General features: G+C 65.8%; 16 protein-coding genes. 12 read left to right on the top strand and 4 right to left on the bottom strand.

From position 1 onward, the window contains the following. Positions 1 to 28: 28 nt before the first annotated feature. The gene (locus FJ956_RS02455) at positions 29 to 1,819 is read right to left on the bottom strand and encodes an NAD(P)/FAD-dependent oxidoreductase (RefSeq protein WP_140673466.1); all 1,791 of its coding nucleotides are present in this window, start codon (positions 1,817 to 1,819) and stop codon (positions 29 to 31) included. A gap of 211 nt (positions 1,820 to 2,030) precedes the next feature. Next, positions 2,031 to 2,978, bottom strand: a complete 948-nt coding sequence (locus FJ956_RS02450) for a MurR/RpiR family transcriptional regulator (RefSeq protein WP_140673464.1) — start codon at positions 2,976 to 2,978, stop codon at positions 2,031 to 2,033. 276 nt (positions 2,979 to 3,254) lie between these two features. Between FJ956_RS02450 and FJ956_RS02445 the strand changes: the two genes are divergently transcribed. The 12 genes from FJ956_RS02445 (at position 3,255) to FJ956_RS02385 (ending at position 17,821) form a co-directional block, all read left to right on the top strand. Then, positions 3,255 to 4,082 carry an ABC transporter ATP-binding protein gene (locus tag FJ956_RS02445; RefSeq protein WP_140673462.1) on the top strand — a complete coding sequence of 276 codons (828 nt, stop codon included), beginning with the start codon at positions 3,255 to 3,257 and terminating at the stop codon, positions 4,080 to 4,082. Continuing rightward, positions 4,079 to 4,930 carry an ABC transporter permease gene (locus FJ956_RS02440; protein ID WP_140673460.1) on the top strand — a complete coding sequence of 284 codons (852 nt, stop codon included), beginning with the start codon at positions 4,079 to 4,081 and terminating at the stop codon, positions 4,928 to 4,930. The genes FJ956_RS02445 and FJ956_RS02440 overlap by 4 nt, the downstream gene beginning before the upstream one ends. Positions 4,931 to 4,994: 64 nt before the next feature. Next, positions 4,995 to 6,167, top strand: a complete 1,173-nt coding sequence (locus tag FJ956_RS02435) for an ABC transporter substrate-binding protein (RefSeq protein WP_140673458.1) — start codon at positions 4,995 to 4,997, stop codon at positions 6,165 to 6,167. Between the two features lie 71 nt (positions 6,168 to 6,238). Further along, complete coding sequence (locus FJ956_RS02430; RefSeq protein ID WP_140673456.1) at positions 6,239 to 7,330, top strand: Gfo/Idh/MocA family oxidoreductase; 1,092 nt, start codon at positions 6,239 to 6,241, stop codon at positions 7,328 to 7,330. Between the two features lie 232 nt (positions 7,331 to 7,562). Beyond that, a complete protein-coding gene (locus FJ956_RS02425) occupies positions 7,563 to 8,999 on the top strand; it encodes an amidase (RefSeq protein ID WP_140673454.1) in 1,437 nt (478 codons plus the stop codon). 636 nt (positions 9,000 to 9,635) lie between these two features. Further along, on the top strand, positions 9,636 to 9,725 hold the full coding sequence (locus FJ956_RS02415) for a K(+)-transporting ATPase subunit F (RefSeq protein ID WP_036257910.1): 90 nt from the start codon (positions 9,636 to 9,638) through the stop codon (positions 9,723 to 9,725). A gap of 21 nt (positions 9,726 to 9,746) precedes the next feature. Beyond that, on the top strand, positions 9,747 to 11,450 hold the full coding sequence (gene kdpA / locus FJ956_RS02410; RefSeq protein WP_140673450.1) for a potassium-transporting ATPase subunit KdpA: 1,704 nt from the start codon (positions 9,747 to 9,749) through the stop codon (positions 11,448 to 11,450). A 7-nt stretch (positions 11,451 to 11,457) separates the two neighbouring features. Continuing rightward, positions 11,458 to 11,688, top strand: coding sequence for a hypothetical protein (locus FJ956_RS02405; RefSeq protein WP_140673826.1), 231 nt, complete (start codon positions 11,458 to 11,460; stop codon positions 11,686 to 11,688). Further along, complete coding sequence (kdpB, locus tag FJ956_RS02400) at positions 11,685 to 13,778, top strand: potassium-transporting ATPase subunit KdpB (protein ID WP_140673448.1); 2,094 nt, start codon at positions 11,685 to 11,687, stop codon at positions 13,776 to 13,778. Before FJ956_RS02405 ends, kdpB begins: the two co-directional genes overlap by 4 nt. A gap of 12 nt (positions 13,779 to 13,790) precedes the next feature. Beyond that, positions 13,791 to 14,354: a potassium-transporting ATPase subunit KdpC gene (gene kdpC / locus FJ956_RS02395; RefSeq protein ID WP_140673446.1), complete on the top strand. Its 564-nt coding sequence runs from the start codon at positions 13,791 to 13,793 to the stop codon at positions 14,352 to 14,354. Between the two features lie 54 nt (positions 14,355 to 14,408). Then, the gene (locus FJ956_RS02390) at positions 14,409 to 17,132 is read left to right on the top strand and encodes a sensor histidine kinase KdpD (protein ID WP_140673444.1); all 2,724 of its coding nucleotides are present in this window, start codon (positions 14,409 to 14,411) and stop codon (positions 17,130 to 17,132) included. Beyond that, entirely contained in the window at positions 17,129 to 17,821 is a 693-nt protein-coding gene (locus tag FJ956_RS02385; protein WP_140673442.1) for a response regulator transcription factor, read from the top strand. Before FJ956_RS02390 ends, FJ956_RS02385 begins: the two co-directional genes overlap by 4 nt. 442 nt (positions 17,822 to 18,263) lie before the next feature. Here FJ956_RS02385 and FJ956_RS02380 read toward each other — a convergent pair whose 3' ends face one another. Together FJ956_RS02380 and FJ956_RS30415 are read right to left on the bottom strand one after the other, a co-directional pair. Next, positions 18,264 to 18,860: an invasion associated locus B family protein gene (locus FJ956_RS02380; protein WP_140673440.1), complete on the bottom strand. Its 597-nt coding sequence runs from the start codon at positions 18,858 to 18,860 to the stop codon at positions 18,264 to 18,266. 32 nt (positions 18,861 to 18,892) lie between these two features. Beyond that, positions 18,893 to 25,651, bottom strand: a complete 6,759-nt coding sequence (locus FJ956_RS30415) for an autotransporter outer membrane beta-barrel domain-containing protein (protein WP_281405606.1) — start codon at positions 25,649 to 25,651, stop codon at positions 18,893 to 18,895. Positions 25,652 to 25,671: the final 20 nt, after the last annotated feature.

Raw genomic sequence — 25,671 nt, 5'->3', positions numbered from 1 at the left:
CTCCCCCCTTGTGGGGGAGATTGCAGCTTCACCGCCGCGCATTACTCGGCTCGCCGTAGACCGGCGTCGCGATCCCCTCCATCCGGGCCTTGAGCTGCAGCGCCACATATTTCGAATAGAACCTCGACAGCGCCAGATTGCCGCCGTGGAACCACAGTGCTTCCTGCGCCGTCGGCTTCCACATGTTGCGCAACTCGCCCTGCCATGGCCCCGGATCGCCCTTGACGCCGGAGCCCAGGCCCCAGCACGGGCCGACCTTGTCGGCGACCTCACGCGAGACGATACCCGCAACCGTCTCGTTCATCGACTGGTAGCCGGTGCAGCAGACGATCGTGTCGACGGCAAGCTCGCTGCCGTCCTCGAACAGGATGCCGCTCGGTGTCAGCGACTTGATGCCGACGCCGCTCTTGACCTTGATCTCGCCGTTCAGGATCAGCTCGCAGGCGCCGACATCGATATAGTAGCCTGAGCCTGTGCGGTAGGCCTTCATCAACAGTCCGGTCTCGTCCTCGCCGAAGTCGATGGCGAAGCCGCTGTCGCTGAGACGCTGGTAGAAATCCGCGTCGCGCGCCCGGATCACGTCGTAGAGCGCGCGCTGGCCCTTCGGCACCAGCGCGAAGGGCGTCGAGGCCACGATCATGTCGGCCTTGTCGGTGGTGATGCCCCGGGCCAGCGCCTTCTCCGAGAAGATCTCGAAGCCGACATCCATCAGCGTGTCGGATTTCACCACGGTCGTCGGCGAGCGCTGCACCATGGTGACCTTGGCGCCCGCTTCCCAGAGATCGACGCTGACATCGTGGCCCGAACTTGCAGCGCCGATCACCGCGACGCGCTTGCCGCGGAACTTCTCGCCGGTGGAATACTGGCTGGAATGCAAAAGCTCGCCCTTGAAGCTGTCCGTGCCCGGCAATTCGATCGGCCGCGGCGGACCATAGGCGCCGGTGGCGAAGACGATGTGCTTCGGCTTCAGCGTGACGTGCTGGCCGACGCGGTCGACCACCACCGTCCACACCTTCTCGGCCTCGTCATAGGCGGCGCTGATGCATTTGGTGGCCACCCAATAGTTCAGCTCCATGACGCGGGTATACATTTCCAGCCAGTCGCCCATCTTGTCCTTGGGCGTGAAGACCGGCCAGTTTTCCGGGAACGGAACATAGGGCAGATGGTCGTACCAGACCGGATCGTGCAGCACGAGCGAACGGTAGCGGTTGCGCCAGGAGTCGCCGGCGCGCGCGTTCTTCTCGATGACCAGCGTGGGGACGCCGAGTTGCCGTAGCCGGGCACCCAGCATGATGCCGCCCTGCCCGCCGCCGATCACCAGGCAATAGGGCTGCTCGTGCACGCCGAGATCGCGCGCCTCGCGCGCCCTGGCTTCCGCCCAGGTTTCGCGCTTGGGGTCGGCCTTGTGGCGGATGCCGAGCGGCCGGGCCGGGCCTTTCCGCTCCTCGAAACCCTTGAGCTCGCTCATCGCCGTGAACAGCGTGCGGCAGCGGCCGTCCTTGAGCCGCAGGATCCCCTCGCCGCGCGCCACCGTCGTCTCGAAGCTGAACCAGGCTTCGACGATGCCGTCGTCGACGCCTGGCTCTCCAGTCAGGTGCCAGTGTGACGGCTGCGCCAGGTGGAGCGTGGCCTTCAGCATCGCGCGGATCGCGGCCTGCCCCTCCATGGTCTTGATGTTCCATGTGAAAGTCAAAAGATCGCGCCAATAGCAATCCTCCGCGAAGAGGTTCGTCGCCGCCTCGATATCGCCGGCTTCGAGCGCCCGGCCGAAAGCGCCGAGCCAGGTTGCCGCCTGTTGCGATGGTGCGATGTCGAGCATTTCTGTCCTTCCCTTCGAATGTCGATTGATGTCGCCAAGCTTCATCTAGCGACATCAAGAAAGTGCGCCTTGAGGCGGTCGAGATTCAGGTCAGGCCGAGTCGAAAATGGTGGGTTCCGAGAACCGGAGCGGAGCGTACTTGAAGTACGTGAGCACCGGAAGCGCAGGAAACCGCCATTTGCAGGCCGGCCTCACCTGAATATCGGCTGCCTCAATCCCCGAGCGGCTCCATCTCCTTGCCTGTCCGATGGATCTGGGCGTTGTATTTGATCCGGCGCACGGTCTCGCGTGCCGGGCCGTCGATCCTGTAGGCGGTTGCCACCGCCAGCAAATCGATGGCCGCCAGGAAAGCATAGCGCGACGCCGTCGGCTTCAGCGTGTCGGGATATTCGGGAACAGCCATCGTCAGCCGCACATCGCAGACGCGCGTCAGCTCGGTATCCGGCGCCGTCACGCAGATCGCGTTGGCGCGGTAATGCTTGGCGAGCTCCACCGCTTCGATCACCTCGCGCGTGCGCCCCGTTGCCGAAATCGCAATCACCAGATCGCCCGGCTTCAGTGTCGAGGCGGTCATGCGCATCAGATAGGGATCGCATTGCGCGCTGATGGTGATGCCATAGCGGAACAGGCGGTATTGCGTCTCCTGCGCCAGCGCCGACGAGCTGCCGCCGAGGCCGAATACCGTCACCTGCCGCGCCTTGGCGATCAGTTCCGCCGCCTTCTGCAACTGTCCGGGATCGATCTGCCGTTCCGCCTCTTGCAGCGCGCGCCGCGCCTCGCCGAACACCGCGTTCCAGAACGGCATGCCGCTGTCGCCGTTCGCGGGTTGCGGCTTGGTGGCGAGATAGAGCGCGCCGACGACCAGGCTCTGCGCCAGCTTCAGCTTGAAGTCGCGCACGCCTTCGCAGCCGATGGCGCGGCAGAAGCGGGTGACCGTCGGCTCGCTGACCCCGGCGCGCTGGGCAAGCGCGGCGTTGGAAGCGTCGACCGCGTATTTGACGTCGTCGAGCACGACGTCGGCGACGCGGCGCTCGGCCGGCCGCAGCTCCGCATAGCTGTCCTTCACCTGCGAGATGATATCGGGAATGCGCCTGACATGGTCGTGCCGGTCACTGTCCTCGTCGGTCGTTCGCAACGCCTGGCTGTCAGCTTCGGTCATTCGCCAAGTCCTCCCCAGCCCGCTTCTGGAACTATCATCTTCGCGATTATCCGCCCGCTGGCCATAGGCAATCAACCGAGACGAGTATGTAGGAAAGTAACACACACGGCAAGGGATGATAAAATTGATGAAAATCATATGCTTAGATAAAACCTGATTGAACCTGATTGCTTCCGTCATCTGCCGCCGCTTGACAGTAAAGTAGGATAGTTACAGACTGATTTCGCGGACAGATGGGGCCTCCGGCAACGCATCGCGCAGTCTCCGAGGGGGAGCATGAGTACGGCAAGCACAACAACGCCGAAGCTCGGCGTGCAGGCAGCGACCAAGGTTTACCAAACGGCGTCAGGCGATCTTCTGGCGCTGGATCGCTGCAGCCTGGATGTGCGGCCCAACGAGATCGTTTCGATCGTCGGCCCCTCCGGCTGCGGCAAGACCACGCTGTTGTGGTCGATGTCGGGCCTGCATCGCCTGACCGCGGGCGCGATCCTGCTCGACGGCAAGGAGATCACCGGCCCGCGGCCCGAGATCGGCATCGTCTTCCAGGAAGCGAACCTCCTGCCCTGGCGCAACCTCGACGCCAACATCAACTTCCCTTTCGAGATCAAGGGCGAGAAGCCCGATCGCGCCTGGATCGCGCACCTGTTGAATCGCGTCGGGCTCGACGGCTTCGGCGGCAAGTTCCCGCGCGAGCTTTCGGGCGGCATGCAGCAGCGCGCCGCGATCGTGCGCGCGCTGGCGCTGAAACCTTCGGTGCTGCTGATGGACGAGCCTTTCGGCGCGCTCGACAGTTTCACCCGCGAGGAGATGAACCGCCTCGTCGAGGAGATCTGGCTCGACACCAAGACCACCATCGTCTTCATCACCCACTCGATCGAGGAAGCGATCTTCCTTTCCGACCGCGTCGTGGTGCTGACGACGCGGCCCGGGCGCGTCGCCAAGGTCTACGACGTGCCGTTCCCGCGGCCGCGCTCGCTGGAAATCATGGCGACGAAAGAAGTCTTCGACCTCACCAACAAGATCAAGATGGACATTGTCGGCGAACGCGTCCGGCCAATCGCACCGGAGCGACCGTCGGCCGAAATCGTGAGGATCAGGCCGTGAGCGGAGGCGACGCCATTCCGGAATTCTCCAAGGCGAAGTCAGGCGGCGACGGCCAGGATGTCAGCCTGACCAATCTTTCGGCCTTCGCCAGCGGACCCGGCATCAAATCCGGCGCCGAGGTGGCGGCGATCCTCGCCGTCGCGGTGATCATCATCGGCGGCATCGAGCTGGCGCTGCGCATCTTCCACGTGCCGCAATACATCATGCCGCCGCCGAGCTCGATCGCCTACGCCTTGTTCGACGAGTTCCCGCTGATCGCGCCGCATCTCGGCTACACGCTGGTCGAGCTCGTCTCGGGCTTTGCCATCGGCGCCATAGTCGGCCTGGTGATGGCGGCGGTGATCACGCAGTTTCCCTTCGCCGAAAAAATCGTCGCGCCCTACATCCTGATCCTCGTCACCACGCCGATGCTGGCGCTGGTGCCGCTGCTCATCCTGCGCTTCGGCTTCGGCTATACGCCGCGCATCATCGCCGTGGCCTTGGCCGCCGGCCCGATGGTGATGATCAACGCCGCGACCGGCTTCCGCCGCGTCGACAGCGCCAAGATCGCTTTGGCCCGCTCCTATGGCGCCAGCACGCTGCAGATCTTCTGGAAGATCCGCGCTCCGATGGCGTTGCCGATGATCCTGGTCGGGCTGATGATCGGCGCGATCTTCGGCCTGCTCACCGCCGTCGGCGCCGAGATGGTCGGCGGCGGCTTCGGCCTCGGCAACCGGCTGACCTCCTATTCGTCGATGATCCAGATGCCGCAATTCTTCGCGGTGGTGCTGATCCTCTCGACGCTCGGCATCCTGATCTACGTGCTGTTCTTCCTGATCGGCAAGAAATGGGCGAGCTGGGAAACATAAGCGCGAAAGGACGAGGTCGCCCGGGAGGCGGGCGAAGGCAAGCGATCAACAAAAGGGGAATGCCATGACCAACGAAAGCTCATTCGACACAGCGACAAGAGCCGGCATCAGCCGCCGCTACTTCCTGCAGGTGACGGCTGCCGGCGTCGTGACCGCCACCGCGCTCGGCGCGTCCGGCCTGAAGGCGAGAGCCGCGGCCTATGAGAAATTCACCTGGATCTCGCCGCGCGGCACGCTGGAAGTGCTGGACGACTATCCCTACTGGTCGGCCAAGAAGGCGGGCTATTTCGGCGACCTCGCCACCGACATGCAGCCGGGCCCGTCGGACGGCACCGCGACGGTGAAGTTCGTCGATGTCGGCCAGGCCGACATGGGATTCCCCTCACCCGGAGTCTTCTCCTTCGCCATCCAGAACGGCATGAAGCTGAAGTCCGTCTTCCATATGGGCGCGCGCGACACTTTCAGCATCGCCTTCCGCAAGGGCCAGGGCACCAAGAACCTCAAGGATCTCGAAGGCAAGACCATCCTGCTCGGCTCCGCCGCCTGGCAGGCGATAGTCGATCCGCTGCTTGCGGCCCAAGGCGTCGACATCAAGAAGGTGAAATATGTCGAGGCCGGCTGGCCGACCTGGGGCACCGCGCTTGCCGGCGGCCAGGGCGATGCGGCGCTCTCCTGGGAGGGGCTGCGCGCCGAATGGATCGCAAAGGGCCTCGACTTCGAATACTGGCTCGGCGTGCAGAACTCGAAGCTGCCGGCCAACACCTTCGTCGTGCGCGCCGCCGACCTCGAGGACGCCGACAAGAAGGCCTTCCTGGAGAAATATCTGCGCGGCTGGGCGATGGGCCTCGAATTCGGCTACCAGAACCCGCGCGCGGCGGTCGAAGCCGTGTTCGAGCAGTTCCCGACTTTGGCCAAGAACCTCGGCCCCGAGCTCGGCACCACCTCGATCCTGCAGCAGATCAACGTCTTCCGCGGCGACATGGACAAGCGCGGCGGCTGGGGCTCGCACGACATGGCGAGCTGGCAGGGCTTTTTTGACGAGATCCTCAAGATCGGCCAGATCACCGCGCCGGTGAAGGCCGAGGACGTCTGCACCAACGACCTGATCCCGGCTGCCAACGACTTCGATAAGGCCAAGGTCAAGGCCGATGCCGGCGGCGTCAAACTCTCGGAGGGCTTTGCCGCACTCGACGTCGACAAGATCAAGGCGCACCTGTTCGATTCGGCCGTGAAGTAAGCGGACGCAATAGCGTAGGGCGGCGCATCGCGCCGCCCACATCATCTTCCGAAGAGCATTGGGAGGCTTGAATGGCCGACAAGGTAAGAATCCTGGTGGTTGGTCTGGGCAATATGGGCGCCTCGCATGCCAGCGCCTATCACCGCTCCGACGGCTTCGAGATCGTCGGCATCATGAGCCGCAGCATCAAGAGCAACAAGAAGATCCCGAAAGAACTCGTCGGCTACCCGCTCTACGAGGATTTCGACCTGGCGCTAAAGGAGACCAAGCCGGATGCGGTCTCCATCAACAGCTGGCCGAACACGCACGCCGAATACGCGCTGAAGGCGATCGCCGCCAACTGCCATGTCTTCATGGAAAAGCCCTTGGCCACCAACATCGCGGACGCCGAGAAGGTGGTGGCCGCGGCGCGGGCGAAGAACCGCAAGCTGGTGCTGGGCTACATCCTGCGCGTCCACCCGTCCTGGATCAAATTCATCGAGGTCGGCAAGACGCTCGGCAAGCCGTTGGTGATGCGCCTGAACCTCAACCAGCAGAGCAGCGGCACCGCCTGGCACTGGCACAAGAACCTGATCGATTCGCTGATCCCGATCGTCGACTGCGGCGTGCACTATGTCGACGTCATGTGCCAGCTGACCGGGGCCAAGCCGGTGCGCGTGCACGGCATCGGCGCGAAGCTGTGGGCCGAGGCCGACAAGCAGAATTACGGCCATTTGCACGTCACCTTCGATGACGGCTCGGTCGGCTGGTACGAGGCGGGCTGGGGCCCGATGATGAGCGAGACGGCCTATTTCGTGAAGGACGTGGTCGGCCCCAAGGGCGCCGTCTCGATCGTCGCCGGCCAGTCGGGCAGCAGCGCCAAGGACACCGAGGAGGTCTCCGATTCCGCCGACATCGACCGCCACACCAAGACCGACGCGCTGAAGATCCATTATGCGCAAGTCGACGGCGACAAGAATTTTGCCAAGCCCGACGAGATCGTCAGCATGGAGGACGAACCTGGGCACCAGGAGCTTTGCGACCGCGAGCAGGCCTTCTTCCTGCGCGCCATCCGCGAGGATCTCGATCTGACCGAACAGATGGATGCCGCGGTGAACAGCCTGCGCATCGTGCTGGCGGCCGAGCAGAGCATCGCGGAAAAGCGGACTGTCGAGTTGGCCTGAGCAAATCCAGGAAATGCGTAGCGATTTCCGCCAAAAACAAAGACGCCGCGCCAAGCCCCCTCATCCGGCCGCTTCGCGGCCACCTTCTCCCCGGTGGGGAGAAGAGGTTGGCGCCGGCGCTGAAAGTCTCCTCTCCCCAGCGGGGAGAGGTCAGCCGAGCGAAGCGGAGGCTGGGTGAGGGTGAGTTTGGGCCAGTTCGCAGCTGACCGCACTTGCAAGTGGGAGGAAACACATGGCCGCGATCTCGAAGAGCCTGCTCGAAACCTATGCCGACTCCGACGCGCTGGCGCTCGCCGGGCTGGTGAAGCGCGGCGAGGTTTCACCGGCTGAACTGGTCGAAGCGGCGATCACCACGATCGAACGCCTCAACCCACAGCTCAATGCCGTCATCCATCGTCTCTACGACATGGCCCGCGAGCAGGTGAAGACGGTGGACAAAACCGCGCCCTTCGCAGGCGTTCCCTATCTGCTCAAGGAACTCGCTTCGTCCTGGACCGGCGCGCCTCTCACCAATTCCTGCCGCTACCTCAAGGACTTCGTCGCCGATTCCGACAGCGAGGTGGTGCGACGCATCAAGGCGGCGGGCCTAATCCTCGTCGGAAAATCCAACGCGCCGGAGAATGGCTGGTCGATCACCACTGAGCCGAAACTCTACGGCACGACGAAGAACCCGTGGAAGGAAGGCATCACGCCGGGCGGCTCGAGCGGCGGCGCTGCTGCCGCGATCGCCTCGCGCATGGTCCCGATCGCCGAAGCCAGTGACGGGGCCGGCTCGATCCGCGTTCCGGCTTCCTGCTGCGGCATCGTCGGCCTGAAGCCATCGCGCGGCCGCGTCAGCCTGGCGCCCTTCGGCGACTATTGGTATGGCGGCGCCTATTTTCTCTGCTGCTCGCGAACGGTCCGCGACACCGCCGCCTATCTCGACGCGGTGGCCGGCGCTCTGCCCGGCGACGCCTACACGCCGCCGGTGCCGGCGGACAGCTGGCTCAGCCTTTCCGCGCGAGCGCCGAAGAAACTGCGCGTCGGCTTTACCGTCACGCCGCCCAATGGCACGGCGATTGATCCTGACGTCAAGGCAACCGTGCTCTCCACGGTCGCTGCGCTGGAACGTCTCGGCCACGACGTCGAGGAGCACGACATGCCGCTCGACGCCGATGCCGTCTGGAGGATCTACACCGACATGACCTGCGTGCAGACGGCTGCCACTTTCGGCTTCCTGGAGACGCTGGTCGGCCGCCCCGTCACGCCGAACGATGTCGAACCGTTGACCTGGGCGATCATCCAGCGCGGCCGCGCGACCAGCGGCATCAAGCATATTTCGGATGTCGAGCAGTTGAGGTTGATCGGCCGCGATATCGTCGGCGACCTCGACCCCTATGACATCTTCATCACCCCGACGCTGACGCAACTGCCGCGTCCGCTCGGCTATTACGACATGTCGGAGACTGATCTCGATCGCTACAACGCCAAATGGGGCGACGCGGTCTTCAACTTCCCCTTCAACATCTCCGGCCTGCCGGCGATCTCGCTGCCGCTCGGGCAGTCGGCCGGCGGCGTGCCGATCGGCGTCCAGCTCGTCGGCCGCTATGGCGACGAGGCGGCGGTGCTGGCGCTGTCAACGCAGTTGGAAGGGGAGATGCCATGGAAGGACCGGCGGCCCGCGATTTAGGCGATCGCCTTGTCGGGCAAGGCTATCAGCGTCCGTTGGGGTAGTCATCGCAAACGCTGATTATGAGCTGAAGGCTCATGAACCTCGTCATTCCAGGGCGGAGCAAGGAGCGTAGCGACGGGCGTAGACCCTGGAATCCATGCCGTTACCTGGACCGAAGTGTGCAAGGGTGCGGAATTCTGGGCCGCCGCGGCGCTTCCAAGTCACGGCATGGATCCTCGGGTCTGCGCGCGTCGCTTCGCTCCTTGCTCCGCCCGTGGATGACGACGCGATAGGCGTCTCGGCCAATCGCCAAGGCATGGAATCTGCCAACGCGTATTAACCAACCGGACCTTCGGACGGGACCGCCCAAAACCCCTATAAAATTCCTATATCTTTCCCATCCCTCCCGTCTCGAACCTTTATGGCGATCGGGTCCATATTTCCATTCCAAGAAACGTCGTGAACCGCCGTCGCCGCCAAGGTGACGAGCGCGTGCGTGCAGTTTTCAGCCTGCCTATGCGGTTTGTGGACACAAGTGGAAAACAAGGAACAGCTGCAATGGACCTCATAGTTCTCGGGATCGGGATTTTATTCTTCGCCCTGTCCCTAGCCTACGTCAAAGCCTGCGAAAGAATCTGAGAAAGGGGCCGTACCATGCTTTTCGACTACATACTCGGCGGCGCGGTGACCTTGTTCCTGCTTGCCTACCTCACCTACGCGCTCATCCGCCCAGAGCGCTTCTGACCGATACGCGGAGAGCCCATCATGACCATAAATGGCTGGATACAGATCCTCGTCTATTGCGGGATCTTGGCTTTGCTCGTGAAGCCGCTCGGCTTCTATATGTACCGCGTCTTCAGCGGCGATCGCACCTTGCTGTCGCCGGTGCTCGTCCCTATCGAGCGTGGCCTCTATCGCCTCGCCGGCACGAGCGACAGGGAAGAACAGCACTGGGCCGTCTACGCGACGGGCATGCTGCTCTTCAATCTCGCCGGCCTGCTGGTCCTTTACGCGCTGCAGCGGCTGCAGGGCGTGCTGCCCTACAATCCCGCTGGCATGACCGCGGTCGACCCTGAGCTTGCCTTCAACACCGCCGCCAGCTTCGTCACCAACACCAACTGGCAGAACTATGGCGGCGAGAGCACGATGTCCTACCTCGTGCAGATGGCCGGCCTCACCGTCCAGAACTTCGTCTCGGCCGCTACCGGTATTGCCATCGCGATCGCCTTGATCCGCGGCTTCGCCCGCACGTCCGGCAAGTCGATCGGCAATTTCTGGGCCGACCTTACCCGCTGCACGCTCTACGTGCTCCTGCCGCTCTGCATCGTGCTGACGCTCGTCTATGTGTGGCTCGGCATCCCGCAGACGCTTGGGCCGTATGTCGATGCGACCACGCTGGAAGGCGCCAAGCAGACGATCGCGCTCGGGCCGGTCGCGTCGCAGGTCGCCATCAAGATGCTCGGCACCAATGGCGGCGGCTTCTTCAACGCCAACGCCGCGCATCCGTTCGAGAATCCGGACGCCATCTCCAACCTGATCCAGATGCTGTCGATCTTCGCGCTCGGCGCCGGCCTCACCAATGTCTTCGGCTGCATGGTCGGCAGTGAGCGCCAGGGCTGGGCGATCCTCGCCTCGATGGGCGTGCTGTTCCTCGTCGGCATCGCCGTCTGCTACTGGGCCGAGGCCGCCGGCAACCCGCTGGTCCATGCGCTCGGTATCGACGGCGGCAACATGGAAGGCAAGGAGACGCGCTTCGGCATCGCCGCGTCGGCGTTGTTCGCGGTCATCACCACGGCCGCCTCCTGCGGCGCCGTCAACGCCATGCACGATAGTTTCACAGCGCTCGGCGGCATGATCCCGCTGATCAACATGCAGCTCGGCGAAGTCATCGTCGGCGGCGTCGGCGCCGGCTTCTACGGCATCCTGATGTTCGTCGTCGTCGCCGTCTTCGTCGCCGGCCTGATGGTCGGCCGCACGCCGGAATATCTCGGCAAGAAGATCGAGGCCAAGGAGGTCAAGATGGCGATGCTTGCCATCCTGTGCCTGCCGCTGGCGATGCTGATCTTCACGGCCATCGCCGTGGTCCTGCCCAGCGCCGTGGCCTCGATGGCCAACGGCGGTCCGCACGGCTTCACCGAGGTGCTCTACGCCTATACCTCGGCGGCCGCGAACAACGGCTCGGCCTTCGGCGGCCTCACCGGCAACACCCCCTGGTATAATCTGACCATGGCGGTCGGCATGCTGATGGGCCGCTTCCTGGTCATCATCCCGGCTTTGGCCATCGCCGGCTCGCTGGCCGCCAAGAAGACCGTGCCTGCCTCGGCCGGCACCTTCCCGACCGACGGCACGCTGTTCGTCGGCCTGCTGGTCGGCGTCATCGTCATCGTCGGCGGCCTCACCTTCTTCCCGTCGCTCGCCGTCGGTCCGATCGTCGAGCATCTGGCGATGATCCATGGACAGACCTTCTGAGATGACCATGCCCCGCTTCAACGACATACGTCGCAACGACCGTCACCAGACAGGCGACGGAGCGCCCGACAACGGAAGGGACGAGAAGCCGCGTCCTTTCCCGACCCTTTCAACCTTTCTCGGCATGGCGGCCGTGCTGTTCGTGCTGTGGCTGCTGGCCACCGGCCTTCCGCACCTTTTCCCGAAGACCGAACACCCGGCGCCGTCCAACATGACCGATACTGGAGCCCAAAAATGAGCCGGTCCAAATCCGCTGTTATCATGGATGCGCGCATCCTGGTGCCCGCCATCGGCGGCGCCCTCCGCAAGCTCGATCCGCGCACGCTGGTCAAGAATCCGGTGATGTTCGTCGTTGCGGTCGTCTCGCTGCTCACCACCGTGCTATTCATCCGCGACCTGATCGCCGGCGGCGGCGATCTCGGTTTCACGCTGCAGATCATCATCTGGCTGTGGTTCACCGTGCTGTTCGCCAATTTCGCCGAGGCGGTGGCCGAGGGCCGCGGCAAGGCGCAGGCCGACTCGCTGCGCAAGGCGCGCACCGAAACCCAGGCCAAGCTGCTCACCAACGGCGACCGCACCAAATTCAAGATGGTGCCGGGCACCAGCCTGAAGGTCGGCGATGTCGTGCTGGTCGAGGCCGGCGACATCATCCCATCCGACGGCGAGGTGATCGAAGGCGTGGCCTCGGTCAACGAAGCGGCGATCACCGGCGAATCCGCGCCCGTCATCCGCGAATCCGGCGGCGACCGTTCGGCCGTCACCGGCGGCACCCAGGTTCTGTCCGACTGGATTCGCGTGCGCATCAGCGCCGCTTCCGGCCACACCTTCCTCGATCGCATGATCTCGCTGGTCGAGGGTGCGGAGCGCCAGAAGACCCCGAACGAGATCGCGCTCAACATCCTGCTGGTCGGCATGACGCTGATCTTCGTGCTGGCCACCGCGACCATCCCGAGCTTCGCCTCCTATTCGGGCGGCTATATCTCGGTGACGATCCTCGTCGCTCTGTTCGTGACGCTGATCCCGACCACGATCGGCGCGCTGCTGTCGGCCATCGGCATCGCCGGCATGGACCGCCTGGTTCGCTTTAACGTGCTTGCCATGTCCGGCCGCGCCGTCGAGGCCGCCGGCGACGTCGACACGCTTCTCCTCGACAAGACCGGCACCATCACGCTCGGCAACCGCCAGGCAACCGAGTTCCGCCCGGTCAAGGGCGTCACCGAGCAGGAACTCGCCGATGCGGCGCAACTCGCCTCTTTGGCCGACGAGACGCCGGAAGGCCGCTCGATCGTCGTGCTTGCCAAGGAGAAATACGGCATCCGCGCCCGCGACATGGCGACCTTGCACGCGACCTTCGTGCCCTTCACCGCGCAGACCCGCATGAGCGGCGTCGACATCGACGGTTCGTCGGTGCGCAAGGGCGCGGTCGATGCGGTGCTCAATCACGTCAATCAGGCGACCGTCGCCGCCCATGGCACGCGTCCGACGACGGAAATGATCCGCGACCTGCAGGCCATCGCCGACGAGATCGGCAAGGCCGGCGGCACGCCGCTGGCGGTCGAGCGCGACGGCCGCCTGCTCGGCGTCGTCCACCTCAAGGACATCGTCAAGGGCGGCATCCGCGAGCGGTTCGCGGAGCTGCGCAAGATGGGCATCCGCACGGTGATGATCACCGGCGACAATCCGCTGACGGCGGCTGCCATCGCCGCCGAAGCGGGCGTCGACGACTTCCTCGCCCAGGCGACGCCGGAGAACAAGCTGTCGCTGATCCGCGAGGAGCAGGCCAAGGGCAAGCTGGTCGCCATGTGCGGCGACGGCACCAACGACGCGCCGGCGCTGGCGCAGGCCGATGTCGGCGTCGCCATGAACACCGGCACGGTAGCCGCGCGAGAAGCCGGCAACATGGTGGACTTGGACTCCGACCCGACCAAGCTGATCGAGATCGTCGAGATCGGCAAGGCGCTGCTGATGACGCGCGGCTCGCTGACGACCTTCTCCATCGCCAACGACGTGGCCAAGTACTTCGCCATCATCCCGGCGATGTTCGCGGTCTTCTACGTCGCGCCCGGCCAGTCCACCGGTCCGCTGCAGGCGCTCAACGTCATGCATCTGGCGACGCCGCAGAGCGCCATTCTGTCGGCCATCATCTTCAACGCGCTGATCATCGTCGCGCTGATCCCGCTGTCGCTGAAAGGCGTGAAATACCGCGCCATCGGTGCGGGCTCGCTGCTCACCCGCAACCTCCTGATCTACGGCCTCGGCGGCATAGTCGTGCCGTTCGTCGGCATCAAGGCGATCGACCTGATCGTCACGGCCCTAGGCCTCGCATAAGGATTTGCCCCGATGTTCAAGCAACTCAGACCCGCTTTTGTCATGATCGTCTTCTTCACTGTGCTGACCGGCCTCGTCTATCCGATCGGCATGACCGGCATTGCCCAGGCGCTGTTTCCGAACCAGGCCAATGGCAGCCTGATCGAGAAGGACGGCAAGGTCATCGGCTCCAGCCTGATCGGCCAGGCTTTCGCCAGCGACCGCTATTTCCACGGCCGGCCGTCGGCGGCCGGTGACGGTTACAACGCCGCCTCCTCCGGCGGCTCGAATCTCGGCCCGACCAACCCCAAGCTGATCGAGCGCATCAAGGGTGACGCCGGGAAGCTGAAGGCCGAGAACCCGAACCAGCCGGTGCCCATGAACCTCGTCACCACCTCGGGCAGCGGCCTCGATCCCGACATCAGCCCGGAGGCCGCCTATTTCCAGGTGCCGCGCGTCGCCAAGGCCCGCGCCGTGGACGAGGCCAAGGTGAAGGCGCTGGTCGACAGCCACGTCAAGGAGCGCGAGCTTGGCGTCCTCGGCGAGCCGGTGGTCAACGTGCTGGCGCTGAACCTGGCGCTGGACGAGCTGAAGTAAACCGCCCGCGCCGGGGATCGACACGGTCCCCGGCGCAATTCATGATTGGACCTGATGCCCGACGACAGGACCGAGCCTAAGAACCGACCCTCCCCCGACGCGCTCCTCGAGCATGCTGAGCGCGAGGGCCGTGGCCGTCTGCGCATATTTCTTGGCGCCGCGCCCGGCGTCGGCAAGACCTATGAGATGCTGATGGCGGGCCGCGCCCGCCGCGCCGACGGCATCGATGTCGTGATCGGCATCGTCGAGACCCATGGCCGCAAGGAAACCCAGGCCCTGGTCGACGGCTATGAGGTGATCCCGCGCCGCCTGGTCGACTATCGCAGCCAGACCCTCGACGAGATGGACATCGACGCCATCCTGAAGCGGCGCCCTGCGCTGGTCCTGGTCGACGAGCTTGCCCACACCAACGCGCCAGGCAGCCGGCACCCCAAACGCTATCTCGACGTGCAGGAGATCCTGGCGCAAGGCATCGACGTCTACACCACGCTCAACATCCAGCATGTCGAAAGCCTGAACGATGTCGTCGCCCAGATCACCCACGTCCGGGTGCGCGAGACGGTTCCCGATTCCATCATCGACGAGGCCGACGACATCGAGATCATCGACCTCACACCCGACGACCTGATCAAACGCCTGCAGGACGGCAAGGTCTATTTCCCCAACACCGCGCAGCGCGCGATCGAGAATTACTTTTCGCCGGGCAATCTGACGGCGCTGCGCGAGCTGGCCCTGCGCCGCACCGCCCAACGCGTCGACGAGCAACTGCTCAACCACATGCAGTCGCATGCCATTCCGGGCCCGTGGGCGGCCGGCGAGCGGGTTCTCGCCTGCGTCGACTCGCAGCCTGGCGGAGCGGCCCGCATCCGCTATGCGCGCCGGCTAGCCGACCGGCTGCGCGCGCCCTGGACGGCGCTCCACGTGGACACGCCGCGGCTCGCCGGCTTGTCCGAGGAGGACAAGGATCGCCTGGCCAGGAACCTGCGCCTTGCCGAACAGCTCGGCGCCGAGATCGCCACCATTCCCGGCCAGAACGTCGCCCAGGACATCGTGCGCCACGCGACGGCGAACAATTTCACCCATATCGTCATCGGCAGGCCGACCCGCTCGCGCTGGCGCGAGTTGATCGAGGGCTCGCTCACCTATGACTTGATCCGCAATGCCGGCGACATCAGCGTCCATGTCATTTCAGGCGCCGAGCGCGATGGCGACGCCCCGTCGGCGCGGGTCAAGGCCGCGCCGGAGCAGAAGCCTTTCCAGATCTGGCCCTATCTGTTCTCGACGGCCTATGTCGCCGGCGCGCTGGCCGTCGGCTCGATCCTCGACCGTTTCCTCGATGTCCGCAATCTCGCCAGCGTCCTGCTTCTGGCGGTGCTGACCGCGGCCGTGACCTTCGGGCTCTGGCCAGCCCTCTATGCCTGCTTCCTCAGCGCCCTTGCCTTCAACTTCTTCTTCCTCGAGCCGCGTTACACGCTGACGATCAGGGATCCCGAAAGCATCGTCGCCTTCGCGGTCTTCCTCGTCGTCGCCGTGATCGCCAGCAATCTGACGGCCCGGGTGCAGCGCCAGGCGGTCGCCGCGCGCTCGCGGGCGCGCGCCACCGAGGACATCTATTCCTTCTCCAAGAAGCTCGCCGGCGCCGGAACGCTCGACGACGTGCTGTGGGCCACCGCCTTCCAGATCGCCTCGATGCTGAAGGTCCGCGTCGTTCTGCTCCTGCCGGAAAACGGCACCATCACCGTCAAGGCCGGCTATCCGCCGGACGACACCCTGGCCGAGGCCGATATCGCGGCCGCCCGCTGGGCCTGGGAGCACAACCGTGCCGCCGGCCGCGGCGCCGACACCTTGCCAGGCGCAAAACGCCTTTATCTCCCCCTGCGGACGGGGCGCACCGCGATCGGCGTGGTCGGCCTCGATAACGACAAGCAAGGGCCCCTGCTGACGCCCGAGCAGCAGCGGCTGCTCGATGCGCTCGCCGACCAGGCAGCGGTCGCCATCGAGCGCGTCCAGCTCGTCGCCGATGTCGACCGCGCCAGGCTGGCCGCCGAGGCAGACCGCTTGCGCTCGGCGCTGCTCACCTCGATCTCGCATGACTTGAAGACGCCGCTTGCCGCGATCATGGGCGCGGCCGGCACCCTGAAGGAATTCGCGCCGGCGCTGCCGGAAAAGGATCGCGCCGAGCTTCTGGCGACGGTCGTCAGCGAAGCGGAGCGGCTGAACCGCTTCATCGCCAATCTGCTCGACATGACCAGGATCGAGTCGGGCGCGATGGAGCCGAACCACGCATTCCACTATGTCGGCGACGTCGTCGGATCGGCGCTGAACCGGGCGCGGAAGATCACCGCCGAACACAAGATAGAAACCGACATCCCGGCCGACCTGCCGATGCTGCGGCTCGATCCCGTGCTGTTCGAGCAGGCATTGTTCAACCCCCTCGACAATGCCGCCAAATACGCCTCGCCCGGTTCGACCATCCGGCTGCAGGCCTGGGTCGACAACGGCGCCGTCATCCTGCAGGTGATGGACGAGGGACCGGGCATTCCGCCCGACGACCTGGAGCGGATATTCGACACCTTTTACCGCGTGCGCAAGCGCGACCAGGTGCGCGCCGGCACGGGTCTCGGCCTGTCGATCAGCCGCGGCTTTATCGAGGCGATGGGCGGCACGATCGCGGCAGCCAACCGCACCGACCGTCCAGGCGCGATCTTCACTATCCGCATGCCGGTGCCCGCCGAGTTGCCGGCGCTCGGCGCACCCCTTACGGACGATGCGGCATGACAAATCAGACCGTCTCCATCCTGGTCGTCGACGACGAGCCGCCGATCCGCAAATTGCTGCGCGTCGGCCTCGGCAGCCAGGGCTACACGGTCTCCGAGGCGCCGAACGCCAAGGCGGCGATCGAGCTCATGCAGGCCGAACGGCCCGACCTTATCCTGCTCGATCTCGGCCTGCCCGGCATGACCGGCCTCGAGCTGCTCGGCAAATGGCGCGGCGACGGCCTCGACATTCCGGTCGTGATCCTCTCCAGCCGCACCGACGAGGCCGGCGTCGTCGCAGCGCTCGAGCTGGGCGCTGACGACTATGTGACAAAACCCTTCGGCATGAACGAGCTGGTCGCGCGCATTCGCGTGGCGCTGCGCCACAAGTTCCAGCAGCAGGGCGAGAAGCCGGTGTTCCACACCGGCGACCTCTCCGTCGACCTGGTGAAGCGCATCGTCAAGGTCGAGGACAAGGAAGTGAAACTGTCGCCCAAGGAATACGACATCCTGCGCATGCTCGTGCAATATGCCGGCAAGGTGCTGACGCACCAGTTCCTGATGAAGCAGATCTGGAACGACTCGACCGACGTCCAGTATCTGAGAGTCTATGTGCGCCAGCTGCGGCAGAAGATCGAGAAGACGCCGGACCAGCCGCGCTACATCATCACCGAGACCGGCGTGGGGTACCGGTTGCGCGAGGTTGAGTAGCTGACGCAAACCGCTGTGGTTGGCCGAAGCATCTCAGGGTCGTCATCCACGGGCGGAGCGGCGTCGCGCTGACCTGAGGATGACGAAGCGTTCAGCCGGTCGGTCTCCGACAAACTGGTTCCCCGACATAGGGATTTTGAAAGGTTGCGGTTTGTCTTGGTGCAAGATTTTCCGTTCATTTCCGTGAAATCAGCGCAAACGCCGGGGATTGGTCGAAGCCACCCCAACGTCGTCATTCTATGGCGGAGCAAGGAGCGAAGCGACGCGCGCAGACCATAGAATCCATGCCGTGATTTGGAAGCGTCTCTGCGGGTGCAGAATTTTGCTCCGTTGCACGCCTTGGCGAAGGTAACGGCATGGATTCCAGGGTCTTCGCGACGGAGCTTCGCTCCTTGCTCCGCCCGTGGATGACGAAGCGTTCAGCCGGCCGGTCTCCGACAAACTAATCCGCCGACAAGTCCGCCGTCCGGGCCAGCGCGCTGCCGAAGCCGTTGAGCGAGATGGTGAAGGAGATCGGCTGCGTCGTGTCGGCCGCCGTGCCGTTGATCTTCAGCGTGGTCCCCTTCTGCAAGAGCGGCGTGGTATCGGCATCGAACGTCACCGGCACCAGGCAGCCGACCGCCTGGCAGGTGTTGAACTGCAGCGTCCCGTCCAGCTTCTTGTCGTCGATCTCGAGCGAGATGCCATTGGCGAGCGCAAGCCCGAAGGGCAGCGCCAGCGTGCCGGCGGCGTCCTGGCCTGTCTTGGTCGTCAACTCGATCGCCAGCAGCCGCTGGCCGCTCTGCTTGTTGAACTGCTGATGCGACAGGCTGCAGACCTTGTTCGTGCCGGTGATCTGGCAGTTGACCGTCCAGTCGCCATGCGTTTCCGACAGCGCCGAGGCGCCGCCCGGCAGTTGCGGCTTGGCCGCCGCGTCGGCGGGCTGGGCCGCTGGCGCGACCTTGTCGCCCTTGTTCTGCGCGGCAAATCCCGCCGCCGGCACACCGGCAATGCAGGCGGCTGCCAGCATCGCCGCGAGATACGCGTACTTCGTCCTCATGAGATCCCTTCTTGGCCGCCGCTCCGCGTCAGCTAGAAGCTGACCTTGAGAGACGCGCTGACCGCATTCTGCTTGACCGTTTGCCCGAAGGCGCCGTTGTACCTCACAGCCAACCCGACGCCGTTGACGCCATTGAGCTCCAGCCCGGCGCCGACCCGATAGAGCGGCGAATCGATGGCTTCCGTCAAGTGCAATGCCGGGTTGCCGGGCAGATTCTCGGCGGCGGCGAAACGCCCCTCGATCTCCCACTGCTTGGTGGAGAACTCGACGCCGGCCTTTCCGTAGATGCGGAAGCTGGCGATGTCGCTGACCGGGATGTCGGCCCCGACCTCAAGTGCCGGCGTCACGGCATAGAACATGTTGTCGCTGCCGTCGAAGCTGAAGGCGGCGACCGAGCCCTCCTCCTTGCCGGAGACATCGAGCCAGCGCGCGTCGAACTGGATCGTCGGCTGTAGGTAGAAGGCGCCCATCTGGTGCGTCATGCCGACCCGCGCCGAACCGCCGAACTGGGACGTATCCTGCTTGTAGGTGACGCTGTTGCCGATGCCGTCGAGCAGCTCCTCGGGCAGATAGACGCCGTCCAGCGTCTCGCCGGGAATGAAGCCGACCTGATCGATATGGGTGTCGCGCTCGCCCTTGAAGGAGCCGGTGCCGCCGCCGAGCGCGAAATCGACGAAGTAGTTGTTGTTCTCGTACTTGGCCAGCGCATAGGCCTGCCAGGATTCGCCTTTTGTGTCCGACAGCTCGTCGCCGTTGAAGGCGATCTTGGAATCGTACTCGGTGCGGCCGATTGTAGCGCCGAGCGACCAATTGTGCCCGACCTCGGCGATGCCGCCCAGCGACATGGTCTTCAACGTATCGTCCCGGCTGGTGGTGCCGGCGCCGGCATCCCGGCTGTATTCGGCCTGCGGGGTAATCGTGCCCCAGATGCAGCGGCCGTCGATATTCTTGTAGGCGGCGACGCCGGTGCATTCATGCGCCTGATCGAGCATGGTGTCGGTCGAGCGGTTGATCATGTCGAAGGTGTGCACCGCGTAGTGCGGGGTCAGCCTCGTCAGCGCGGCGCCCAGTTCCGCCTCGGTCTGCGAGAAGCGCAGCATGTTGATCAGCTGCGCCATCGGATTGTCCGGGCTCGAGGCAGCCTCGACGTCGTCGAGATACTGCGCCATCTGGAACACGCCCGGATCCGTCGTGCCGGAGCCCGGATCCTGCGCCAGTTCGAGGAAGGTCGGGTTGTCGGCGTAGAGCACCAGATCGGTGCCGCTGTCGACCCGGACCAGGAAGTTGAAGCCGACCGCCGGATGCAACGTCTGCGGCGTCAGGCCGGAATCCGTCATCGCCGAGCCCGACGCCAGCGTGTACTGGGTGAACAGCTTGTCGATCGACAGGAAGTTGAGCGGCGCCGTGCCGTCGAAGTCGCCGGCTTCGGTCAGGGCGAGCTTGTCGGTGATCTGGTTGTTGAGGTCGATATCGGTGACGAAGGAACCGGTACCGTCCTGGGTCCAGCCGCCGGTGACGTCGACCGTCGCCACCACGCCGATGCCCTGGTTGGTCATCAGGCCCTGGTTCTTGAACAGTCCGCCGGCGCCGAGATTGATCGATTTCAGACCGACGAAAGAGGAATCGGCGAAATTGTCGAACTCGTTGATGCCGCCGCCGAGATCGACATTGCCGATAACCCGGCCAAGCCCGACGGTGCTCTTCTGGTTCTTGAAAGTCTCGTTGCCCGAGGTGCCGGTGACCGCGAGCGGGCTGAACTGGTCGAGCAGCGATTCCAGGATCGCATCGTCCGGCACGACCGGCCCGGGCGCAAGCAGCGAGGCGCTGAAGGCGGCCAGTTTCGACTGCATGATCGAGAAGGTGGGCGTCGCGCCCATCGCATAGAGCAGGCTGTTGTTGTTGACGGTGTTGTCTTGTCCGCCCACCACCATGACGGCGACGCCTGTGTTGGAACCGCCGATCGTATACTGGCCCTTAAGGTCCATGGTGATGTTGCCCTTGGTGCCCTGCGCCGTGCTCTCGCCATAGGCCGCCACCGAGTCGGCGCCCTGCGCGAAGAGACTGCCGCCCGCGGTCAGATGGACGAGGTTGGAGTTGCCCTGGCCGGTCGCGCTCTGACCGAACATCGCATAGGAGCTCGCACCCTTCACCCAGACCTGGCTGTCGGTGCCGGCTATTGCCGCCGCCGCGTCGCCGATGCCGCCTTGCGAGCCGGCCGCCGACTGGTTCATGTCGAGCGAGGAATTGCCGCCGGCGCCGCCGCCGCCGCCGACCGCCTGGGCGACGATGCCGTGCGCGCGGTCGCCATCGGTCTCGATCGCACCCGACTGGATGATGGTGACCGTGCCGCCGGTGCCCTTGGTGCCGCCCGGCGTGTTGAAGCCGATGGCGTTCGGCCCGCCGCCATCATCATCGGCGCCGAAGCGGCCGAAGCCGGCGCCGCCGAAGCCGCCGCCGCCGCCGACCGACTGCGCGATGATGGCGATGGAGTCCTTGCCATGGGTGATGATCTCGCCGGTGCGGGTCACCGTCACGTCGCCGCCGTCGCCGCCGTCACCGCCGAGGCCGCCAATGGCCAATGCATTGGATGTCTTGCCGCTGGCATCGCCGCCGTAACCGCCGCCGCCGCCGATCGACTGAGCGACAACGCCATGCGCGCGCTCACCAAACGTCTCGATCAAGCCTGATACGGTAACGTCCACCTGGCCGCCATTGCCGCCACGGCCGCCGAAGCCGCCGATCTGCAGGGCGAAGGCACTATCCCCCGCCGCATCGCTCGAAACCGTGCCGCCATAGCCGCCGCCGCCGCCGATCGACTGGGCGAAGATGCCGATCGCGCCGTCCTTGTTGGTCGTGATCACGCCGTCATTGGTGACGATCACATGGCCACCGTTCGCGCCCACGCCGGCAGGCAAGGAAACGCCTAAGGCAAGCACCTGGCCGCCGACTTTGGTGTCGCCGTCGGTTGCATTGGCAGCCGCACCGGAAGCGCCGCCGCCGCCGCCAACCGACTGCGCGAAGATGCCGTGCGAAAGATAGCCGTACGTGGTGATCTCGCCATGGTTCTCGACTGTGACATCGCCGCCCCTGCTGCCTGCGCCGCCGATGCCGCCAATGGAGAGGCTCACCGATACGTCCTCGGCGGCACCTGTCGTCGTCGAGCCACTGCCGGCCGCACCGCCGCCGCCGCCGATCGACTGGGCGAAGATGCCGTAGGAATTGTCGCCGTTGGTTTGGATGACGCCGCTCTGGTTGTTGATCACATGGACAAACTTGCCGACGCCGCCACTGCCGCCGAGCCCGCCGAGCGATGCCGCGATCGAAACCTTGGCGTCCGCGGATGTCGAGGCCGCCGCGCCGCCGACGCCGCCGCTGCCGCCGATCGACTGCGCCATGATGCCGTGCGAGTTGGCCATGTCGGTCTCGATGATGCCGCTGTTGGTGACATGCACCTCGCCGCCATCGCCGCCACCGGCGCCCAGCCCGCCCATCGAGAATTTGACGTCGACCGTGCCGCCGTCGCTGCCGGTGCTTTTTCCCGCGCCGCCCGAACCGCCGCCGCCGCCGATCGACTGCGCGAAGACGCCGATCGAATTCTCCCGCTTGGTCCAGATGACGCCGTTCGAATTGTTGGTGACTTCGACCAGGGCGCCGTTGCCGGCGCTGCCGCCGCCGCCGGCGATGGCGCCCCCGATGGCATATTCGGCCTTGGCGCCGGCAGAAGCCGAGCCGCCGACACCGCCGCCGCCGCCGATCGAGCTCGCGCTGATGCCGAACGAAAAGGCGCCGTCGGTGATGATCCAGTTGTTATTGGTGACGGAGACTTCGCCGCCATCGCCGGCGGTGCCGCCCGGAAGGGCGAGAGCCACGCCGATCGAAACCGAGGTCGAGCCTTCATCGCCGGCGCCGATATCGCCGCCGATATCCTCGTCGGACGCCGAGGCCGCGCCCGCCGCGCCGCCGCCGCCGCCAACCGACATCGCCATGATGCCGGTGGAGCCGAAGCCCGACGTGAGGATGATGCCTGTGTTGTTGACCGTGACCTTCATGGCGTCGGCAGCGCCGCCGCCAGAGCCGGCGAGGCCCATGTTGACGCTGACGCTGGTCTGGCTGGTGCCGCCGATATTGTAGGACTTGGCCGTGCTGGAGCCGCCGATGCCGCCGCCGCCGCCGATCGACTGCGCCACGATCGCGCTGGAGGAATCGCCCTCGGTCGAAATCGTCATCGCATTGGAGACGTGGACGTCGCCGGCGTTGTTGCACTTGGTCGGGTCGTTATCGATGCAACCGCCACCCTTGCCGCCGATGTTGACGGTCGCCGTCACCGTCACGCTGTTGCCGTAGCCGCCGGCGCCGCCGAACGTGTCGCCGCCATTGCCGCCGCCGCCGCCGATCGACTGCGCCAGGATGCCGACGGCCTGGAAACCGTGCGTGATGATCTGGCCGCCGCCGACCAGGCCGGTTTCCACGGTGACCTTCTTGCCCTGGCCGCCATTGCCGCCGCTGCCGCCGATGGCGACGCCGACATTGATCGCGACCTCGTCGCTCATCGCGCCGGCGATCGAAGTGGCGCGGCCGCCATTGCCGCCGCCGCCGCCGATCGACTGCGCCACGATGCCCCCCGAGCCGTCCGCGTCGGTCAGCGATACGATCTTGCCGTTGGCCTTGACGAAGACCTCGCCGCCCGAACCGCCGTCGCCGCCGCTGCCGCCGACGGTCACCGCCACGGCCGCGGACGCATAGAGCCCGGCGCTGAAGGCGCCGGCGACGGCCTTGCCGCCATTGCCGCCGCCGCCGCCGATCGCCTGCGCGATGATGCCCTTGGCGCCCATGCCGCTGACGGTGATGTCGCCGGTATGGTCGACCGTGACCTTCATCGCGTCGCGGCCCGCGCCGCCGTCGCCGCCGACGGCAACCCCGACGCCGACGAAAGCGCCGACGGAGACCGCGCCGGCATTGCCGCCATTGCCGCCGCCGCCGCCGACCGATTGCGCCATGATGCCGTGGGCGAGGTCGCCCTTGGTCGTGATGTTGGCGGTGTTGGTGACCTCGACCTCGGCGCCGTTGCCGCCGCCGCCGCCCTTGCCGCCGACGCCGACCGCGGTGAACAGGCCGCCGGCGCCCGCCAGGCCGCCGTCGCCGCCGCCGCCGCCGATGGCCTGCGCCAGGATGCCGACCGACAGGTCCCCATTGGTCTTGATCACGCCCGAATTGGTCACCGTGACCTTCATGGCGCTACCGCCGTCCGAGGCCGCGCCGCCGACCGCGAGCGAAGGCCCGCCGACGGCGATCGAGAAGCCGCCCGAGCCGCCGCCGCCGCCGATCGACTGCGCCTGGATGCCGTGCGACTGGATGCCGTCCGTGGTGATGTCGGCGCCGTTGGTGACGTCGACCGTATTGCCGGAGCCGCCGCCCGCGCCCTTGCCGGCAATGCTGATGTTGAGCGCGAAGCTGCCGGCGACACTGCCGCCGCCCGTGCCGCCGCCGCCTCCGACCGATTGCGCAAGGATGCCGGTCGAGCGATCCTTCATGGTGTGGATGGTACCGTCGTCGATGGTCACGGTGACGGCTTTTGAGCTGCCCGCGGCTCCGGCCTGGCCGCCGACGCCGACCGCCGCCCCGGCCGAAAGGTTGAACGAAAAGCCGCCATTGCCGCCGCCACCGCCGATTGACTGGACGATGAGGCCTGCCGAATCGGCCTCATGCGTGGTGATGTTGGTGAGCGAGGACCTGTACGTCGCCGTGTCGGCGCCGCCGCCGCCGGCGCCGTTTCCGCCGATGCCGACAGTCAGCCCGAGCCCGACGCCGATGACGCCGCCGCCATTGCCGCCGCCGCCGCCGATCGACTGCACGATGATGCCCGCCGAGCGCTGCTCGAATGTCTCGACCGATCCGTTGTAGGTGGCATCGACCGCCAGGCCGGCGCCGGCAGCCCCGGCACCACCGCCGATGCCGAGATTGGCGATGGCGCCGAACGTTCCGACAAACCCGCCATTGCCGCCGCCGCCGCCGACCGACTGCACAATCAGCCCGACCGAGTCGGTCTGATGGGTGGTGATGGATTGCTGGGCGCCATCGGCGGTGCGGAAGAAGACCTGGCCGCCGTCGCCGCCCTTACTGCCCTTGCCGCCGACGCCGACGCTCACGCCGAGGCTGCCGGCGACGACGAACCCGCCATTGCCGCCGCCGCCGCCGAGCGACTGGGCAATGATGCCGGCCGAACGCACCCCAAAGGTCTCCACGGTCCCGCCGGTCGTCAAATCGACCTTCTTGCCGATGCCGCCGGCAGCGCCGCTGCCGCCCACGCCAACCGCGACGGTGCCGGCGCCGCTCAGCGCGAAACCGCCATTGCCGCCGCCGCCGCCGACCGACTGCACGAGGATGCCTGTCGAATCGCTGCCATTGGTCGTGACCTTGGCATTGGCGATGTTGTAGGTGACCTCGTCGCCGTCACCGGCCGCACTGCCGCTGCCGCCGACCGAAACTGAGACGATGCCGCCGATCGCCAGGCTGCCGCCGCCATTGCCGCCGCCGCCGCCAACCGACTGCGCGAGAATGCCGATCGCGGAACTGCCATGCGTGCTGACCGTGGCGCCGGCCCCAGCCTGGTTCACATTGACGATGCCGCCATTGCCGCCGGTACCACCGCCGCCGCCGATGGCGACCGAGGCTATCAGACCCGCCGACAGGGCGAAGCCGCCATTGCCGCCGCCGCCGCCGACCGACTGCGCGAGCACGCCATGCGCGCCGTCGCCGCTGCCATCGTTGCCGGTGATGATGATGCCGCCCACATTGGCATCGACCTCACCCC

It is taken from the genome of Mesorhizobium sp. B2-4-3 (genome assembly GCF_006442815.1).
In the GTDB taxonomy this organism is placed as follows: domain Bacteria; phylum Pseudomonadota; class Alphaproteobacteria; order Rhizobiales; family Rhizobiaceae; genus Mesorhizobium.
Note: the sequence above shows the minus strand (reverse complement) of the source record. Positions and strands in the feature narration are given on the sequence as shown.

Excerpts from the sequence above, each read along its gene's own strand:
- FJ956_RS02455 (WP_140673466.1), bottom strand. The coding sequence starts at position 1,819 with ATGCTCGACATCGCACCATCGCAACAGGCGGCAACCTGGCTCGGCGCT.
- FJ956_RS02450 (WP_140673464.1), bottom strand. The coding sequence starts at position 2,978 with ATGACCGAAGCTGACAGCCAGGCGTTGCGAACGACCGACGAGGACAGT.
- FJ956_RS02445 (WP_140673462.1), top strand. The coding sequence starts at position 3,255 with ATGAGTACGGCAAGCACAACAACGCCGAAGCTCGGCGTGCAGGCAGCG.
- FJ956_RS02435 (WP_140673458.1), top strand. The coding sequence starts at position 4,995 with ATGACCAACGAAAGCTCATTCGACACAGCGACAAGAGCCGGCATCAGC.
- FJ956_RS02430 (WP_140673456.1), top strand. The coding sequence starts at position 6,239 with ATGGCCGACAAGGTAAGAATCCTGGTGGTTGGTCTGGGCAATATGGGC.
- FJ956_RS02425 (WP_140673454.1), top strand. The coding sequence starts at position 7,563 with ATGGCCGCGATCTCGAAGAGCCTGCTCGAAACCTATGCCGACTCCGAC.
- FJ956_RS02415 (WP_036257910.1), top strand. The coding sequence starts at position 9,636 with ATGCTTTTCGACTACATACTCGGCGGCGCGGTGACCTTGTTCCTGCTT.
- kdpA (WP_140673450.1), top strand. The coding sequence starts at position 9,747 with ATGACCATAAATGGCTGGATACAGATCCTCGTCTATTGCGGGATCTTG.
- FJ956_RS02405 (WP_140673826.1), top strand. The coding sequence starts at position 11,458 with ATGCCCCGCTTCAACGACATACGTCGCAACGACCGTCACCAGACAGGC.
- kdpB (WP_140673448.1), top strand. The coding sequence starts at position 11,685 with ATGAGCCGGTCCAAATCCGCTGTTATCATGGATGCGCGCATCCTGGTG.
- kdpC (WP_140673446.1), top strand. The coding sequence starts at position 13,791 with ATGTTCAAGCAACTCAGACCCGCTTTTGTCATGATCGTCTTCTTCACT.
- FJ956_RS02390 (WP_140673444.1), top strand. The coding sequence starts at position 14,409 with ATGCCCGACGACAGGACCGAGCCTAAGAACCGACCCTCCCCCGACGCG.
- FJ956_RS02385 (WP_140673442.1), top strand. The coding sequence starts at position 17,129 with ATGACAAATCAGACCGTCTCCATCCTGGTCGTCGACGACGAGCCGCCG.
- FJ956_RS02380 (WP_140673440.1), bottom strand. The coding sequence starts at position 18,860 with ATGAGGACGAAGTACGCGTATCTCGCGGCGATGCTGGCAGCCGCCTGC.